This window comes from Gorillibacterium terrae (assembly GCF_051594785.1).
Taxonomy (GTDB): Bacteria; Bacillota; Bacilli; order Paenibacillales; family NBRC-103111; genus Gorillibacterium.
Genome location: NZ_JBPPGI010000003.1, coordinates 170,813 through 187,122, shown reverse-complemented (window position 1 = coordinate 187,122; position 16,310 = coordinate 170,813). Strand labels below are relative to the sequence as shown.

General features: G+C 61.5%; 13 protein-coding genes. 9 read left to right on the top strand and 4 right to left on the bottom strand.

Annotated elements, in window-relative coordinates:
• Window positions 1-35 precede the first annotated feature (35 nt).
• Window positions 36-1,676 carry an RNA polymerase sigma factor gene (locus ACSEXS_RS13515; protein WP_438433760.1) on the bottom strand — a complete coding sequence of 547 codons (1,641 nt, stop codon included), beginning with the start codon at window positions 1,674-1,676 and terminating at the stop codon, window positions 36-38.
• 226 nt (window positions 1,677-1,902) lie between these two features.
• Between ACSEXS_RS13515 and ACSEXS_RS13510 the strand changes: the two genes are divergently transcribed.
• Entirely contained in the window at window positions 1,903-2,736 is an 834-nt protein-coding gene (locus ACSEXS_RS13510; RefSeq protein WP_438433759.1) for an AAC(3) family N-acetyltransferase, read from the top strand.
• A gap of 40 nt (window positions 2,737-2,776) precedes the next feature.
• Here the strand turns inward: ACSEXS_RS13510 and ACSEXS_RS13505 are convergent, their stop codons facing one another.
• Window positions 2,777-4,273: a UDP-N-acetylmuramoyl-L-alanyl-D-glutamate--2,6-diaminopimelate ligase gene (locus ACSEXS_RS13505; protein WP_438433758.1), complete on the bottom strand. Its 1,497-nt coding sequence runs from the start codon at window positions 4,271-4,273 to the stop codon at window positions 2,777-2,779.
• A 394-nt stretch (window positions 4,274-4,667) separates the two neighbouring features.
• Here ACSEXS_RS13505 and ACSEXS_RS13500 point away from each other — a divergent pair, with 394 nt between their 5' ends.
• The 6 genes from ACSEXS_RS13500 to ACSEXS_RS13475 all read left to right on the top strand — a co-directional run bounded on the left by ACSEXS_RS13500 (window position 4,668) and on the right by ACSEXS_RS13475 (window position 12,018).
• The gene (locus tag ACSEXS_RS13500) at window positions 4,668-5,726 is read left to right on the top strand and encodes a bifunctional transcriptional activator/DNA repair enzyme AdaA (RefSeq protein WP_438433757.1); all 1,059 of its coding nucleotides are present in this window, start codon (window positions 4,668-4,670) and stop codon (window positions 5,724-5,726) included.
• A 269-nt stretch (window positions 5,727-5,995) separates the two neighbouring features.
• Entirely contained in the window at window positions 5,996-7,756 is a 1,761-nt protein-coding gene (locus ACSEXS_RS13495) for a sensor histidine kinase (protein ID WP_438433756.1), read from the top strand.
• Complete coding sequence (locus ACSEXS_RS13490) at window positions 7,753-8,559, top strand: response regulator (RefSeq protein ID WP_438433755.1); 807 nt, start codon at window positions 7,753-7,755, stop codon at window positions 8,557-8,559. The genes ACSEXS_RS13495 and ACSEXS_RS13490 overlap by 4 nt, the downstream gene beginning before the upstream one ends.
• Before the next feature lie 204 nt (window positions 8,560-8,763).
• On the top strand, window positions 8,764-10,128 hold the full coding sequence (locus tag ACSEXS_RS13485) for an extracellular solute-binding protein (protein WP_438433754.1): 1,365 nt from the start codon (window positions 8,764-8,766) through the stop codon (window positions 10,126-10,128).
• A 93-nt stretch (window positions 10,129-10,221) separates the two neighbouring features.
• Complete coding sequence (locus tag ACSEXS_RS13480; RefSeq protein ID WP_438433753.1) at window positions 10,222-11,103, top strand: carbohydrate ABC transporter permease; 882 nt, start codon at window positions 10,222-10,224, stop codon at window positions 11,101-11,103.
• A 30-nt stretch (window positions 11,104-11,133) separates the two neighbouring features.
• Window positions 11,134-12,018 (top strand): carbohydrate ABC transporter permease, encoded by an 885-nt coding sequence (locus tag ACSEXS_RS13475; RefSeq protein WP_438433752.1) that lies wholly within the window; start codon window positions 11,134-11,136, stop codon window positions 12,016-12,018.
• 432 nt (window positions 12,019-12,450) lie between these two features.
• On the opposite strand, the gene ACSEXS_RS13470 is transcribed toward ACSEXS_RS13475, so the two are convergent.
• The gene (locus tag ACSEXS_RS13470) at window positions 12,451-13,734 is read right to left on the bottom strand and encodes an amidohydrolase family protein (RefSeq protein WP_438433751.1); all 1,284 of its coding nucleotides are present in this window, start codon (window positions 13,732-13,734) and stop codon (window positions 12,451-12,453) included.
• Window positions 13,735-13,899: 165 nt separating this feature from the next.
• Here ACSEXS_RS13470 and ACSEXS_RS13465 point away from each other — a divergent pair, with 165 nt between their 5' ends.
• Window positions 13,900-14,331, top strand: coding sequence for a MarR family winged helix-turn-helix transcriptional regulator (locus ACSEXS_RS13465; protein WP_438433750.1), 432 nt, complete (start codon window positions 13,900-13,902; stop codon window positions 14,329-14,331).
• Window positions 14,332-14,433: 102 nt separating this feature from the next.
• Here the strand turns inward: ACSEXS_RS13465 and ACSEXS_RS13460 are convergent, their stop codons facing one another.
• On the bottom strand, window positions 14,434-14,763 hold the full coding sequence (locus tag ACSEXS_RS13460) for a heme oxygenase (RefSeq protein WP_438433749.1): 330 nt from the start codon (window positions 14,761-14,763) through the stop codon (window positions 14,434-14,436).
• 177 nt (window positions 14,764-14,940) lie between these two features.
• Here ACSEXS_RS13460 and ACSEXS_RS13455 point away from each other — a divergent pair, with 177 nt between their 5' ends.
• Window positions 14,941-16,302: a metallophosphoesterase gene (locus tag ACSEXS_RS13455; RefSeq protein ID WP_438433748.1), complete on the top strand. Its 1,362-nt coding sequence runs from the start codon at window positions 14,941-14,943 to the stop codon at window positions 16,300-16,302.
• Window positions 16,303-16,310 lie beyond the last annotated feature (8 nt).

Genomic DNA, 16,310 nt, shown 5'->3' with positions numbered 1-16,310 from the left:
GATTTCCTGAAGCACGGGCTTGTTTTCGCTAACGGCTATTTGCTTACCACCATCCAAACGCCTTCGGCACAGGCGGCGGGATTCTCCGGCGGGTTCAACACGCCCTGCTCGATCGCCAGTTCGATGGTTTGGTTGATAAGCTCATTCATCGTCATCTGTACGAACTGGTAATAGTCGCCGAGGAGATGGCGGGGCACATAGCGCTGAACGAAGCCGTGCATGGCATCGGCCTGCGGATCGATCAGGTCTTCCACATCAGCAGCGAAGTCGGTAGAGAGTGCATAGAAGGCTTCCTCCTGCTCCCCGTCCAATACAAGAATGCCGGGGACGAGCAGTTCCCCTTCCCGTTTCAGAAAGCCTGCCTCGATCGCTTTCGCCGCCTGTTCTTTTTCATCCTCTGCCAAATGATCCAACGTCAGTCCGCCGATCGCTCGAATGATCAGCATCCAGAGGGGCGACATGGAGAGGTTCATTCCGACGTCAAACCGTTTTTGAATTCGCAGCCCGTAAATATTCGCCGCCATGATATGGGAATATCCGAGCAAATTACGGGCGTGAACGCCGTCGCAGCCGTAGAATCCGGCATTCGGCCATTCACCATTCTCTCCCGCAAAACCAAACACATAATAAGCGGGCGGGGTAATGTCCACCCCGGGATAATGCTTTTCCGAGACCCGCAGCCTCACCTGCTCCTCGAACATCCAGATCATCCGCGAGATCAGCGACCAAGCGACGAAGGCTGTGCTTTCAGGTCGATGCCGAAACGGAAAGTTCAAAATCCGCTCACGGTTGCGGGCCAAGTAGTCTCTCAACCGGGTTACCAATTGGACAGCGAGCTCACGGTGCACCGCCTCCATCTGTCGGTAACCGGCCATGTCCAGCATGATGAAGTTGGAGAGGTACTTGCCGTTTCCGCTCTGCTTCAGAAGGCCGTACCATCCATTTTCGCCGCGACATTGAATCTCCAGCTCTTCCTCAACGAACGGCATAGGAACGTTCAGCAGCTCAGACAGCTCCTTGGCGCTGCGGGCGGTGTCCTTGCATAAGTACACTAGGTTTTGCGAAAACAACCGTTCCGCTTTGCTCCCCGGATTATTGCCAACATTGCTGCCAGTTCCAACAAAACGCAATCGGACCGGCTTTAGGGTCAAACTTGTCGTCTCCATCTTAGTGACCTCTTTTCGAATCGTTTGTCGTGCCGAGAACAACCGCTGCTTGACTGTCGTTTCCTGAATGTCCAACTGCCGCGCGATGTCCGCGGTCTTCTTCCCGTCCAGGTAGTACAGGATCATGACCTCCCGGTACGTCTTCGACAGGAAGGCCATCTCCCGCCGGATTCGCCGAAGGGCGTCCGCTTCGTTCTGCCGATCGATCCAGTCCTCGATCGGGTTGACGGCCGGGGTCTGGCGCTCCTCTTCGTAGACGGCTGTCCGGGCTTGACGGCTCCGCCGTTTCTCGCAAAAGTCGGCATACACCCGTCGAGCCACCGTCCAGGAGAACGCATAAAGCTGATCGATCTCGTCTTGCTTGCGGAGGGCGCTCACCAGCGCCACGAGAATATCCGAGCACAGCTCCTCGGCCTCGTAGGAGCTGGCGCATCGCTTATAGGCGAAGCCGAACAGCTTTTCCAGGAAATCGGGGTTATCCAATTGAGAAATGGCTTCTTCTGCGCGCATGGAACACCTGTCTTCTTGAATTCATTCGCGGATGATTCACCTGTATAGTCGGATCAGGCCGGGGGAGGTTAGCGGATCTGCAAAAAAGGTTCAGGATTCTATAAGTACGTTGTTGCCAATCCCTTCCTTGCCTGCTATTCTGAGAGCATAATCCAAGGGCCATGCTTCCCTGGCGGCTTGCCGCTCGCCAGAGACAACCCCGCTGAATCCTCAGCGGGGTTTTTCGTTGTCCTTGGACCAAGAGGAGGAGACGATGGTGACGATGGCCAATGAAATCCGTAAACCGCTGATCCGGGAGGAGCTGGTAGAGGCTCTGAGAGGCAGCGGGCTCGACCGCGGTCAGCAGGTGATCGCCCATATTTCGCTCAGCAAGCTGGGGTATGTGGTTGGAGGGGCCGAAACGGTGCTGCGCGCCCTGCTGGAGGTGCTCGGGGAAGAGGGCACACTGATGATGCCAGCCCAGACCTGGAAGAACCTAGATCCGGAAATCGGCGTCCACTGGGAGGCCGATCCGGCATGGTGGCCGATCATCCGCGAGCACTGGCCCGCGTACGACAAGGCCGTGACGCCCGCCATCGGCATGGGCGTCGTCGCCGAGATGCTGCGCTCCTGGCCGGGGGCGAAGCGGTCGGACCACCCCGCCCGTTCCTTCGCGGCCGTCGGCCGACACGCCGAGCACCTGACGGAGGGCCATGACCTCCGCAACATCTTCGGCGACGGCTCGCCGCTGGGTAAGCTGTACGAGCTGGATGGACGCATCCTGCTGCTTGGCGTCGGCTACGACAAGAACACGTCGCTGCACCTGGCCGAATCGCGCGCCGATTATCCCGGCAAGAAGCTCGCCACGGAGCACAGCGCCGTGCTCGTAGACGGCAAGCGGGAATGGGTCGCCTACGAAACGCTGGCGGTGGACGACGCCGACTTCGTCCCGCTCGGCGAAACCTACGACCGGGAAGGCTCCGTCCCGGTTCACCGGATCGGCCAGGCCGAGGTGCGGCTCTTGGAGCAGCGGCCGTTCGTGGACTGGGCCGTGCGCTGGTTCGAGCAGAACCGGCATTAGTAGAGCGGCTCCGGTGCTTCTAGCCGCGGGCAGCCTGCGGCTAACGCAGCCGCTCGCGGAGCGCTTCCCGCGCGACCTCCCGGTCGTCGAACGGAATGGACCCTTCGGCCAGCACCTGGTACGTCTCATGCCCCTTGCCGGCCAGCATCACGATATCCCCCGGCCGAGCGAGACGAATCGCCTGCCGGATGGCCTGCCCGCGATCGGGGACTGACGCATACGAATCGGCCGGGGCCTGCGCCTCGCGCAAGCCCTGCTCGATATCGGTCAGAATGCCCCCGAGGTCTTCGCTCCGCGGATTATCCGCCGTCAGAATCACAAAGTCGCTGTAACGCGCCGCCAGTTGCCCCATGACCGGCCGCTTGGTCCGGTCGCGGTTGCCGCCGCAGCCGAATACGGTAATAATCCGGCCTCCGGCGAATTCCCGAAGCGTGGAGAGCGCCTTTTCCAACCCGTCGGGGGTATGCGCATAGTCGGCCAGCACCAGGAAATCCTGGCCCTCGTCGATCGCTTCCATCCGCCCCGGCACGCTGGCCAGCGCCGACAGTCCCCGGCGGATTTCCTCCAGCGAGAGGCCCTCCGCAAGAGCTGCGCCCGCGGCGGCAAGCGCATTCGAAACGTTGAATTTTCCGATCAGCTGCAGCTCCACGGCGATCTCCCCCGCATCGGTCGCCAAGATGAAAGCCGTTCCCCGCGGGGTGAGCCGGATATCGCGGGCCCTCACGTCGGCCGGACGGTCAATGCCGTAGGTGATCGTCTGCGCGGCGGTTACCTCCCGCAGGTAGGCCGAAGCCTCATCGTCGGCGTTCAGAACCGCGAACTTGCGCTTCGCCGGGTCCGGCGAGAAGCCGTTGCCAAGCCCGGAAAAGAGCAGCCCCTTCGCCGCCCGATAGCGCTCCATCGTTCCGTGGTAATCCAGGTGATCCTGAGTCAGGTTGGTGAAGACGGCGGTGCGAAACTCGCAGCCCAGCACCCTGCCCATGTGGATGCCCTGCGACGAAACCTCCATCACGGCATATTCGGCCGACCGGTCCCGCATCATCCGCAGGTTCCCCTGCAGCCGGGGCGGGTCCTGGGTGTTGAGATCGGTCTCGAACAGCTCGTCACCGATCTTGGTGCCGATGTTTCCCATGAGGCCGGTCCGCCGTCCCGCCTGGGTGAGAATCGACTCGATCAGGTAGCTGGTGGTCGTTTTGCCGTTGGTTCCGGTCACGCCGATCAGCCGAAGCTCCGAGCTGGGATAGCCGTAAAAGTGGGCCGCGAGGACCGCCAGCGCATACCGGGCGTCCGGCACCTGAACCGTTGGCACCGCCGCCTGAATTTCCCGCTCAACGACCAGAGCCGCCGCGCCCGCCGCGACGGCTTCTTCCGCATAGGGATGCCGGTCCTCCTGAAAGCCGGGAATCCCCGGGATGCAGACAAACAGCTCCCCCGGTTTCACCTTCCGGGAATGGATGCTGATGCCAGTTATGGTAACCTCCGCATTCCCCTGAACGCGGGCGATGGCCAATTGGTCGACAAGCTTCTGTAAATGCACGATTTGCTCCCCCTGACCGAGATTAACGATTTTTGCCTTATATAAAAAAGACTTCCCCCGCCGCCCAAAAGTTCCTGCCTGTGAAGCGTCGCGCCCACTCGTCCCTACAAATCCGGTTTGGAGGCCGAGCCGCTTAAAGGCACTTACTCTTCGTCTGGTCCACGCGGGCTGACCCAGTCCGAGCTTGGATCGCGCTTGATTACCCCTCCATTGTAAGCGTAAACAAACGCAATGCCAACGGTACCGTACGAAGCAAGCAGCCGGAACCCGTCCCGCGCCAATCCGATTCTCCTTGTCCAGACGGTGCGAGAAAAAATATCCATGCCTGATTTTCGGCCGCAGCAACCCGCGCATCCCGGTATAATCAAGTTATCCCAGTACCGCGGAGGCGAACATGAAACCGGAAGACCGCAGGAAGGAATACTACCAGGCGCTGATTGCCAAGAAGTCCGAGTACGAGGGCATCTTCTATGTGGGCGTCAAGACCACCGGCGTGTTCTGCCGGCCCACCTGCCCGGCCCGCAAGCCGAAGCCGGAGAACTGCGAGTTCTTTGACACCGCGCAACAGGCGCTTTTGGCTTCCTATCGTCCTTGCCGGCGCTGCCAGCCCCTGTCGCATCCGAATCAGGTCTCGGAGGTAGTGCGGCTGCTGGTGGAGGCCGTGGAACAGAACCCGGAAAAGCGCTGGAAAACCCGGGATTTTCAAGCGCTCGCCATCGACGAGTCCACGGCCCGCAGGCAGTTCAAGAAGCGCTTCGGCATGACCTTCGTGGAATATGCGCGGGCCCGCCGAATGGGCCTCGCGCTCAAAACTATCCGATCGGGGGAGAATCTCATTCAAACGCAACTGGCTGCAGGCTATGAATCCAGCAGCGGCTTCCGCGACGCCTTCTCGCGCATTCTGGGGTCGCCGCCCACGCGGCTCGACGACAACCGGGTCCTGAAGGCCGCCTGGCTGGACACCCCGCTCGGCCCGATGATGGCCGTCTCCGACGAAGAACGGCTCCATCTCCTGGAATTCGTCGATCGCCGGGGTTTGGAGCGAGAGGTGGAACGGCTGCGCCTGCGGATGAAGGCGGCCATCATTCCCGGAGAAACGGAGCCGCTCCGCTCCATCGAGCGGGAGCTCGCCCGCTATTTCGCCGGAACGCTGACGGCGTTCGAGACCCCGCTGTTCCGGTTCGGATCGCCCTTTCAACAGAGCGTCTGGGACGAGCTCGTGAAGATTCCTCCCGGCGAGACCCGCTCCTACGGGGAGCTGGCCCGTTCGCTCGGGAAACCGGGCGCCTTCCGCGCCGTCGCCCAGGCGAACGGAGCCAATACGCTCGCCATCGTCATTCCCTGCCACCGGGTGATCAACTCGGACGGCGGACTCGGCGGGTACGGCGGCGGACTCGCCCGCAAAGAATGGCTGCTGGCGCATGAAAACCAAACGAGGCGGATGCAACCGTAACGAGCGCCGGCCAACAGCCCTGCTCCTTTCTTCGGGGAGTTAGGGCTGTTTTGCGATTTTCGGCAGGAAGAAAGAATCGCCCTCCCTCTCCTTTTAAGCGGCAACCTATCCCCCTGCGAGGTCTCCTGCCATTCTCCCCGTGTAAGAAGCAGATGTTTCCATCCTCCGCCCCGGTCAACTTCGTTCATCCTCTGTACAAATCTCCTTGACAATCCTCCTGACTGTTGGACAATAGAGTTGGAAACGCTGTCAGAAAAGGGGGCTTCCGCATGCGCGTCCGATTCCGCGAACTGAACACCCTGCGCAATCAGATTTTCCTCGGCTTTCTGCTTGTCATGCTGGTCATCATCGCCGTCTCCGGAGCGTTCGTCTACGACCGGGTCTCGTCGCTGCTGAAGGACAGCGCCGAGCGGCACATCCAGCAGACCGCCGTGCAGGCCAACGGGCGGCTGGACGCGCTGATCGGCCAGATCGACAGCCTGACCGAGCAGGTGGCGAACCACCCGACCGTTCAGCGCCTGCTTCAGGAGGAGCTGGACGGCCAAGCCGTCTCGTTCAACCAGCGGCAGTCGCTGCAGCAGATCATCTCCAGCTACCAGGCGTATCTGCCGAGCGTCGGATCGCTGGAGCTGTACACCGCCGACTTCCGGCTGCTGTTCCCGCTCAAGGACGGCAACCTGCGGATGCGGACCAGCGAACGCTCCATCAACGAAGCCAATCTCCAGAAGGGGCGGATGGTCTGGATTGGCGTCGATCCGACCGACAGCCAGAGCCTGCTCGCCATTCGCCGGGTCAGCCTGATGGACCGCGGCTTCTCCCGCGGCGGCTACCTGATGGCCCGTATCCAGCGCAGCTACTTTCAGCTCAATGACCCGCTCACCGACGGCGAGAGCGGCGAGTCGATCCTGCTGGTGAGCGACGACGGACAGCTGATCGGGTCAAGCGAAGCCGCTTCCGCCGAGCTTCTGCCTCTTCTCCAGAGCAGCGAGCAGACGGTCCGCTACTTCGGCAAAGAATATGTACAGGTCAAGCAGCGCTCGGACAAGGCCGCCTGGACGCTCATCGTACTGACGCCCGTCCGCTACGTGACCAAGGGCATCTCCGTGCTGCGGACGGTGCTGCTGGTCTCGGGCGGCATCGGGACGCTCCTGTTCCTGCTGCTCTCGTTCGGCCTGTCCACCATGATCACCCGGCCGCTTTTGCACCTGATCCGGGCCATGCGCAAATCGCGGCTCGGCGTCCTCACCCCCAACGCCCAAGAGGCGTCCACGGTAGAGATGCGCGAGCTGAACAACACCTACAACGGCATGATCGCGGGCATGAACGAGCTGATCCGCGTCGTTTACGAGAAGGAAGTGCTGCAGAGCCGCACCGAGCTCAAGGCGCTGCAGGCGCAGATTAACCCGCATTTTCTGTTCAACACGCTGGAAGCCTTCCATTGGTCCCTGGAGGAAAAAGGCGAGGAAGAGCTGGCGCAGCTCGTCGTCGTGCTGTCTCGGTTGTTCCGCTACCTGATCGGCAAGCCGGACCGGGACGAATGGGTCACGCTCGGCGAAGAGATCGAGCAGGTCCGGCGCTATCTCCAGATCATGGCGATGCGCCTCGGCGACCGGCTTACCTGGTCGATCGAGCTCCCAGACCGGGAAGCCGCCGTCCCGGTGCCGAAGTTGCTGGTCCAGCCGCTCGTCGAGAACGCCATTCGGCACGGTGTCGAGAGCCGGGTCGGCAGCGGCACGGTCCGCGTCGTCGTCGAGCCGGCCGACCGCGAAGGCTGGACCCGCGTTACCGTCAGCGACGACGGTCCCGGCATGGATGAGGAGACGCTGCGGGCGCTGTACCGCACCCTGGAGGGCGGACCGCCGCTCTCCTCCAAGGGGACCGGAGTCGGGCTCGTCAACGTCCACCGCCGGCTGCTGCTCTATTACGGCGGCGGGACCGCCGGAGCGCAGGGACTGAGCATCGAGAGCAAGCCGTCGCAGGGAACGGTCGTGCAATTCGAACTACCCAATGAAGGAGGGGGAACGCCATGACGTGGAGCCGCCGCACGATTCTGGTCGTGGACGATGAGCCGCGGACGCGGCAGGGCATTAAGCAGACGCTGGAGGCTTGGGCCGCGGGCCGCTTCGACGTCGCCGTGGAGACGGCGGACAACGGCGTCGATGCCCTGGAGCGGCTGAAGCGGGAACGGGTGCACCTCCTGATCACCGACGTCCGCATGCCGGAGGTAAGCGGGCTCGATCTGATCCGCTCCCTGGAGGGCAACGCCCGGCGGCCGGTGGCCGTCGTCATCTCCGGCTACGCCGAGTTTGACTACGTGCAGCAGGCGCTTCGGCTCGGCGCGATGAACTACCTGCTCAAGCCGCTCGACAAAGCCGAGCTCATCCAGGTGACGGAGGAAGCCTTGAAGCGCGCCGAGGAAGAGGAACAGCGCGGCAAGCTGGAAAAGCTGGTCGACCCCAAGCTGCTGAGCGCCGATCCTACGGACGAGGGGATAAGCGAACCGGTACGGGAAGCGCTCGCCTACGTGGAGGCCCATCTGCATGAGCCGCTCACCCTGGCCGAGATCGCCGGGCTCATCCACCTGAACGCCAGCTACTTCAGCGTGCTGTTCAAGGAGCAGACCGGCCTGCCCTTCAGCGAATTCGTGTCCCGCCTCCGCATCCAGCGGGCCAAGGAGCTGCTCGTGCACTCGCGGCTGCCGGTCGGCGAGATCGGCGAGCGGGTCGGCTACCGGACGGACAAATATTTTATTAAGGTGTTCAAGGCCCTGGAAGGCGTGAGTCCGAGCCGCTACCGGCAGCAGATGCGGGAAACGCCGCCGGAAATTGGTTGATCGCCTCCGTCGGACCGACTCCCCCGCTTCGGGCGTCCGGATAACCAATGGTTAATTCCGAAAAATCATCGGCCGCCGCCATTACCCAATGAGAGTGGACTTTTTGCCAATGGGCGTGATCTTATAAACCTCCGGACGGGATGCTAGACTAACGTTGAGAGCGGTTACAAAGCCGCCTATCCAAGACAAATGGAGGTTATCGCAATGCCCAGGAACGCCTTGACCAAGGGGATCATGCTGACGTTCGGCCTCGCGCTCGTCCTCTCCGGCTGCGGCTCGAAGAGCAGCGGCACCGCATCCGACAGCCCGTCCGCATCCGCCCCCGCGGCGGAGAAGACCGCAGCCCCCACCAAGACTCCCGACGAGAAAGTCACCATCAACCTGATGCATCTATGGCCGGCCGGCAGCTCGGCACAGCAGAATAAACTGGTCACCCAAATCATCGATCAGTACACGCAGGAACACCCGAACGTCACCATCAAGCAAGAAGTGTTGGAGAACGAGCAGTACAAGAACAAGATGAAGGTGCTGTCCGCCTCCAACAAGCTGCCCGACGTCGGCATCACCTGGGCCGCGGGCTATATGCAGCCCTACGTGGAAGGCGGGCTGTTTACCCCGCTCGACGACATCTTGAACGGCTCCGCGCTCAAGGACAAATTCGTTCCCGGCACAACCGAAGCCTACGCCGTGAACGGCAAGACCTACGCCCTGCCGATCGAGCTGAACATCGCTCCGATTTACTACAACAAGGATATTTTCGCCAAGTACAACCTCCAGGTGCCCACGACCTACGACCAGTTCAAGCAGGTGGTGAAGACGCTGTCCGACAACGGCGTAGCCCCGATCGCCCTCGGCAACAAGGACCGCTGGACCGGCTCGCTCTGGTACATGTACCTGGCCGACCGGATCGCCGGCAGCGAGACGCTGAAGAACGCCACCGGCGGCACCGGCTCCTTCGAAGATCCCGGTCTCGTCAAGGCCGCCGCCGAAGTCCAGACGTTGGTCGGCATGAACGCGTTCAACAAGGGCTTCAATGGCCTGTCGAACGACGAAGGCAAATCGGAATTCATGAACGAGAAGGCCGCCATGTACCTCATGGGTACGTGGGAGCTGCCAAACTTCACGACCAACCCCGACATTCCGCAGGCGTTCAAGGATAAGGTCGGCTTCTTCAAATTCCCGACCGTCGAAGGTGGCAAGGGCAACATCAACAGCTGGGTCGGCGGCCCGGGCGTCGGACTCTTCGTCGCCGAATCCTCCAAAGTGAAGGAGCAGGCCAAGGCGTTCGTCGAATACTTCGTCTCCAAATGGGGCGAGGAATCCGTCACCACGGCGGGCGTCATCCCCGCCACCAAGGTCGACACCTCGAGCGGCAAGCTCCCTCCGCTCTACGTCGAGCTGCTGAACGAGCTGAACAACGCGAGCAGCATCACCCTCTACGCGGACGTGCAGATGAAGCCCGGCGCGGCCCAGGTCCATCTCGATATGATCCAGGCGCTGTTCGGCAAGGCCGTTACCCCCGAGCAGTTCGCCGCCAAGCACAAGGAAGCCGTCGAGAAAGGCAACTGATCCAACCGGATGAAGCGGAGGCCCTTCGCAGGCTGCGAGGACTCCGCTTCTCTCTTCCCCATGTCATCCAATACGTCTAGGAGGGATGCAAGCATGGATAAAGTCATGTCCAACAAGTGGGTAATCGCGCTGTACGTGCTGCCTTCCCTGCTGCTTATGATGGGCATTGTGTTCATCCCGATCGTTCTGACCGGCTACTACGGGCTGAACGACTGGGACGGCATCGGCAAAATGACGTTCATCGGCCTCGACAATTACAAGGATCTGCTGCGCGACGGCGCTTTCTGGAAGAGCGCCCTGCACTCGCTGCTCCTCGCGCTGTTCTCGGCCGTGAGCCTGATCGGCTACCTGGCGATCGCGCTCGTCCTCTCGGGCCGGATCAAGGGCGCCAACCTGCTGCGCAAGATCTACCTGATCCCGATGCTGCTGTCCTCGGTGGCCATCGCCCAGCTTTGGCTGAAGATCTACCACCCGACGAACGGCGTGCTGAACAGCCTGCTCGCCTCCCTCGGCGTGGCCAACCCGCCGTCGTGGTTGGCCGAGCCCTCGATGGTGCTCGTCGCCCTGTTCATCCCGATCATCTGGCAGTATGCGGGCTTCTACATCCTGATCTACTACGCCGCCCTTAAGAACATTCCCGAATCCCTGCTCGAAGCCGCGCGGATCGACGGAGCCAGCCCCTGGCGGATCGCCACCCGGATCAAGCTGCCGCTGATCAGCGAGGTCATCAAGGTGACGGTGGTGCTGTCGGTGGTCGGGTCGCTCAAGTACTTCGACCTGATCTACGTCATGACCGACGGCGGCCCCAACGGCTCAAGCGAGGTCATGGCCTCCTACATGTACCACCAGGCGTTCCGAAGCTACGACTTCGGCTACGGCAGCGCGGTCGGGTTCTTCCTCCTGCTCATCTGCCTGATCGCCACCTACCTGATCCGCAAAGCCACCGCCAGCAAGGATACGATCCAGTATGCTTAACCCCAACCCGTCCGAAAGGAGGAGTAACCGATGAGCGTTTCCGCCGTCAGCCGCTTTTCGTCGCCGCGCCGCAGGAGCAAGCTCCACCCGCTGCATAAGGCCGGTTACGCCCTCTTGTATCTGGTGCTCGGCCTCGTCGCCGCCATCCAGGTGCTGCCGCTCGTATGGCTGATGATCTTCTCGCTGAAGAACAACCAGGAAGTCTTCAACATGGCGCCCTTCGCCATCCCGGCGCATCCGCACTGGAGCAATTACGAGAACGTCTGGGTGAACGGCAACATCGGGGTGTATTTTCTCAACAGCGTCTGGATCACCGCCGTCGCCCTCGTCGCCACCGTGCTGCTCGGCAGCTTCGTCACTTACGCCGTTACCCGGATGCTGTGGAAAGGCCGCTCCCTCGTGCTCGGCTTGTTCATGCTCGGCCTGATGATTCCCGTCCATTCCACGCTGATCCCGCTGTTCAGCATGTTCCTGAAGCTGCACCTGACCGACAATCCGCTGTCGATCATCCTGGCCTACATCGCCTTCAACCTGCCGACGACGATCATGATCCTGCTCGGCTTCTACTACGCGCTGCCCCGGGAGGTCGAGGAAGCCGCCGTCATGGACGGCTGCTCGGTGAACCGGATGTTCCTGCGCATCGTGCTGCCGATGACCTCGTCCGTGCTGGCCACGACCGGGATCATCAACATGATCTACAACTGGAACGAGTTTATCTTCGTCAACACGTTCATCAGCTCGGACCGGCACAAGACGCTCACCGTCGGCGTGCAGAACTTCATCGGCCAGTACACCACCGACTGGGGCGCCATCGGCGCGACGCTGATGATCAGCATCCTGCCGATCCTGCTCGTGTTCCTGGTCATGAGCGACCGCATTGTCGAGGGCATCGCCGCCGGCTCGGTCAAGGGATGAACGCGAGCAGCGGCCCCTGCCCGTCCACGCACGCAGGCTCGGGCGCAGGTTCGACCACACGTATAGACATCAAGCCCCCGAAGCCCGCAATCTGCGGGAGGCGGGGGCTTGTCATTTTAGGTTAACCTCAATTGAACTTCTGAACCAAGACAAAAAGAAATAGGCCGCCCCCGTCGAAGGAATGCAGGCCTATTCCTGCTCACTGATCGAAGCCAACCGCCCTTAAAAGCGGCTACTGCGCCCGACCGTAGGTGTTCTCAGCACCTGCGGTCTTTCTCATTCTACGCAAATCCCGTATTGTCAATACCTCACTTGTATTGTAGTACTTTATTTGGCCTTAAGCAACTACGGGTAACGGTGGCGGCGTCGGATTCAGGCTTTGAACATTGCACCGGGCTTGAGGCTTGGGGGTCGGCGGGGCGTCCCCAAGCTTTACCGCCCCATCTCGGACAACCGCTTGCCCTGCAGCCAAACCTCTCGGATCGACAAAGTATCCGAGATGGTCCGGGTCGGATCGCCGTCGACCAGCAGCAGGTCCGCCCGAGCGCCCACCGCGATTCGTCCGCGATCCTCCAGGCCGAACCGCCGCGCCGGGGTAGACGTCGCCGCCCGGAGCGCTTCCACCGGCGTGAAGCCCGCTTCCACCAGAAGCTGCAGCTCGTGGTGAACGCTCGCTCCGTGCGCAAGTCCGCCCAGGGTCGGAACCGGCACGGAGACATCCGTCCCCACCAGGATATCGACGCCGGCCCGGTGCAGATCCATCACATTGCGGTAATTGTCCTCCAGGCTCCCTTGCGGGTACGTGCCGAAGCAAGCGTTCAGCGTGTCGAGCCAGTCCAGACTCAGCCTGGAGCTTACCCGAGGGTCCCGGGCCAGCGCCGAGGCGGGGTTGCCGAGGATCGACGAATTGAGCACGAGGCACGGCGTGACGAACGCCCCGGCTGCCGCGATCCGGTCCACCAGCTCCGACGTGTTCTCCGGACGGTCGATGAACAGGTGGGCCAAGCCGTCCGCGCCGATGGCGATCGCCTGCGAGGCCGTGTCCGCCGTCAGCACATGCGCGATTGCCAGCTTGCCGCCGCGATGGGCCTCTTCCACAGCGGCGCGGAGAATGTCCTCATCGAGCACGGGCAGTCCCGGCGCAGCCAGCACCGACCCTTCCTCGATCATCAGCTTAATGTAGTCGGCGCCCTGGCGAATCTGTTCCCGGACGAACGCCACCGCTTCTTCCCGGCTGGTCACCGCAGGCGATTCGCCGTGCTCGTGGGCATGGGCGGCCAGCTTGGCGGCCCGTTCCTCCTCGCTCAGCTTCTCTAACTCTTTAAGCACAAAATCGGGAATCTCCCCGTCCCCGGGCATGAGCTCGTCCGGGTGCCCGCCGGGAGGCGTAACCCCCATCCCGGCAGACCGCACATCGGCGATGTCCTCGATGCCCGCAAGCTCCTGCTCCCGCCCCTGTTTGGTGTACCCGCCCATCATCTCCAGCTCCGTCGTCACGCCGAACCGGAGGGCATCGCGCAGGCCTTCTTCCGACGTATGGACGTGGGCGTCGATCAGCCCCGGCAGCAGCGTCCCCCCTTTTGCATCGATCAAGACCGCATCCTCCGGAACCGGCCCGCCCACCGAGACAATCCTTCCGTCCTCGATCAGAACCGTCGCCGCATCCAGTACCGTCTCGCCGTCAAAGATTCTCGCATTCGCAATTGCCGTTTTCATCCCTGTTCCCTCCCGCGAAAAAGTTAATAATTGAACTGTAACTGTTAGATATCTAACTGTCAAGCGAATCCGCTCACCTTTTCAGGAAATTGACAGCCGCTGTTCCAATCTTTACGATGGACTTAACGACAAAAACGCACGAAAAGCAAGGGAGCCGGACGACAAATGGACAAGGATACGCTCTACACCCCTTACTCGGACCTGTTCCGGGATATCGGCATGAAGATTCGGCGGTTGGCCGATCAACGGTTGGCGGAGCTCGGGCTGAACACGCAGCAGGGGCATATTATGGGCTATATTTACGAGCATCAGGACCGGGGAGTCATCCAGAAGGAGCTGGCCGATCACTTCGACCGGCGGGGCGCCACCATCACCAGCATGCTTCAGGGACTGGAGAAGAAGGGCTACATCCGACGGGTCATCCCCGAGAACAACGAACGGCAGAAGAACATCTTTTTGCTGCAAAAGGGCGAGGACCTCGTGGAGGAATTCAACGAGATCTTCCGGAGCGTGGAGCACCGTCTGGTCGGCGGGCTGTCCGAGGAAGAGCGCCAGGACCTCATGCAGCTGTTGAAGAAGCTGAAAGCGAGCCTGTAAGGAAAAGAACCGATTAGGACCAACAAAGAAAGGACCGCCCGGCGGAAGCTTTCGCTGAACGGTCCTCTGTTCACTTTGCCGGCTCGATTACACCGCGCGTTTCTACTTGGCCGCTTCCCTCACCGAAGCCACCTCGTAGGTGGTGATCTCGCTGCCCAGAATCGGCGATTCCTGCCCGCCGTGCGAGCCGGGCTCCGGCCGCTGATGGGCCGCCTTGAAGGCGTCGCTGTTCCGCCATGCGGCGAAATCTTCCTGGCTGTCCCAGTACATGTGGACGTTTAGCTCGTCATGGTCCTCCAGGTTCTGGGTGAGCCACACCTCCACTTTGCGGAAGCCCTGGAACGTATCGAGCGCCCCCGGGGCGGTGAAACGCGGCGCCATGGCGGCGGCCATCCCTTTTTTGACCTGGATTCGGTTGGTTACGATAATCACGATATCCCTCTCCTTTGCTGGGAAAATGAAGCTTTCTCCGGCTCGCCGTTCGCTTGTCCGCAAGGTCTCCCGACGAAAATTCCAAAAAAGCCTCCAACCTTTCTTTTACCCATCGAAGCCCCGTCCTAATCAAAACGCGTAAGAGGATAACCAGACAGATACGCATGGAGGAATCCCATGAAACGACCTTTTGGACTCCCGATCGCCTTCTGCGGCATAGTCCTGGCCCTGTTCCTGATCGCCATCTCCGGCTGTACGTCCGGCGGAAGCTCTTCCGCCGTCTTCCCCACCGTCTCGCCTTCCGGCAAATCCGGCTCCACGGACACGCTGTACCTCGCCACGGACCTGCATTACCTGGCTCCTTCCCTGCACGACGACGGGAAAGCATTTCAAGACTATATCGCGGGCGGCGATTCCAAGCTGCTGAATTACTCCGACGAGCTGGTTGAAGCCTGGATCGCCCAGGTGCTGCGGGATAGACCCCGCGCCGTCGTCCTGAGCGGCGACATCACGAACAACGGCGAGAAGGCCAGCCATCAGACGCTGGCGAAGAAGCTCCAGACGATCAAGGACGCGGGAATCGGCGTGTATGTCGTGCCCGGCAACCACGATATCCTGAACCCGTGGGCCCGGAGCTTCAAGGACGACAAGCAGCTCGTGACCGACTACATCACGCCGCAGGAGTTCAAGACGCTCTACGCTCCCTTCGGCTACGAAGAGGCCGGGGCTCACGACGACAGCTCGCTCAGCTATGTGGCCAAGCTGTCGGACCGCCTCTGGCTGCTCATGCTCGACACCTGCGATTACACCTACAACGTCGACAACGGTGCGCCGGAGACGGGCGGCTTCCTCGCCGACTCCACCCTGCGTTGGATCACGGAGCAGGGAACGGCTGCAAAGCAGGCCGGAGCGAACGTCATCGCCGTCATGCACCACAATCTGCTCGATCACAGCGACTACTCCTACCTCGGCTTCACCATCACCCGCAGCGAGAAGGTCCTGACCACCCTGAAGGCCGCCGGCATCCGGCTTACGCTGACCGGCCATATCCACGTTCAGGATATCCGCTCCCAGGACGGCGTCACCGACATTGCGACCGGCGCCTTCGAGGTCTACCCGCACTCGTTCGGGGTGCTGGATTATTCTCCGGACGCGTCCACCGCCCAATACCGGACCGAGCGGACCGACGTGGAGGCCTGGGCCAAGACATCGGGATCGAAGAATCCGGATCTGCTGCACTTCGCCAAGTATGCGGAAGCCTTCTTCCGCGACAGCTCCTACGGCAAGGCGTACCGCTCCCTGGACGGCAAAGGCTACACCGAGGCCCAGCGGCAGAGCATGGCGAATACCATGGCGGAGATCAACTCCCATTACTTCGCCGGGACCACCGACCGGATTTCATCGAAGGTCCTGAATTCCGAAGCCATGACCTTATGGAAAAAGGCCGAGCCCCAGTTCACCAAGAGCTACGTGCTGAGCATGATCGAGAATCCCAAGGACAACACGCGGGTGACGGTTTCCTTGTCCTCCGAACGATGAAGGTCGAA